Source organism: Bacillus haikouensis, assembly GCF_013179555.1.
GTDB lineage: Bacteria > Bacillota > Bacilli > Bacillales > Bacillaceae_B > Rossellomorea > Rossellomorea haikouensis_A.
This window is the reverse complement of record NZ_JABMCR010000563.1, coordinates 1-1,029: the sequence shown is the minus strand read 5'-3', so window position 1 is coordinate 1,029 and position 1,029 is coordinate 1. Positions and strand designations below refer to the sequence as shown.

General features: G+C 47.3%; 2 protein-coding genes. One reads left to right on the top strand and one right to left on the bottom strand.

The features are described 5' to 3' along the window. Window positions 1–181: hypothetical protein (locus HP456_RS24895; RefSeq protein WP_216663421.1), on the top strand; the 181-nt coding region annotated here is incomplete at its 5' end. Between the two features lie 52 nt (window positions 182–233). Here HP456_RS24895 and HP456_RS24300 read toward each other — a convergent pair. Then, window positions 234–1,029 (bottom strand): DMT family transporter (locus tag HP456_RS24300; RefSeq protein WP_172255784.1); only part of this gene is annotated, 796 nt, incomplete at its 5' end.

Here is a 1,029-nt window from a genome sequence, read left to right as displayed (position 1 = left end):
CCCTCTTATTCTTTATTTGCCGATCGGCAGCCCATGCATACGCTGGTATGGTCTGCCGGCAACATGTACTATTCTAACCTATGTATCCTTTTTATTTTATATGAAAGTAGATTGGTTTGCACCACTGCGAGTAAAAATCCTGTTTCTTAAAAATAAAACAAACGTTTGTTTAAGTACATGAATCCCCGTCATTGTTGGGGTTTCAAACCTTAATCAAACGTTTGTTTAAATTCTCACCGCGCCTCTGCAGTAAGCGATGAAAGGGTCTTTTTCGATTTTCTCGATGATAGGAACACGCCTGCAAAAATGATGAGAAGTCCAAGGAGCAGGTTATGTGTTACAGGCTCATCCAACAGGACAAATCCCCAGATCATCGCTGTCCCAGGTATTAAATAGGTGACAGTAGAAGCGAATTCCGGGCTTCCTTTTGTCATGATGTAGAAATACAGGAGCGTGGCGATTCCTGAACCGAAGCAGCCCAGTCCGATGATTCCAAGCAGGACTTCGGCTGACATCAAGCTTCCGATTGATATCGGCTGGGTCACCAGCGTACCGATCAATCCGATCCCAGCTCCGATCAGCAATTGGAACGTGGAGATTGTGACCACAGTCGTTCCGGCCAGATATTTTTTTGTGAAATGAGAAGAAAACGCATAGCTCACGGTCGCCAGGATCATCGTTCCGACCCCGACAAAGTCAGAGGTGAATATGCCGCTCACTTCAAAGTTCATCAAGACTAAAATCCCAAGGAAGCCGACCACGATCCCGATCCATTGAAAACTCGTCAACACGGCAGAAAACAGCAGAAAACCAATTAACCCTGTCCAGATCGGGGTTGTCGCGTTCAAGATCGACGCCGTATTACTATTAATCTGGGTTTCACTCAAGGCGATCAGTGTCCAAGGAAGTGCTGCGTTCCCGATGCCGACTACGATCAACTTCCAGATCGGCAGAGGCTTTTTCTCCCCTTTTCGCCGCTGGATGAAGAAGATCGGCAGCAGGACGAGTGCCCCGGCGATACAGCGAAGG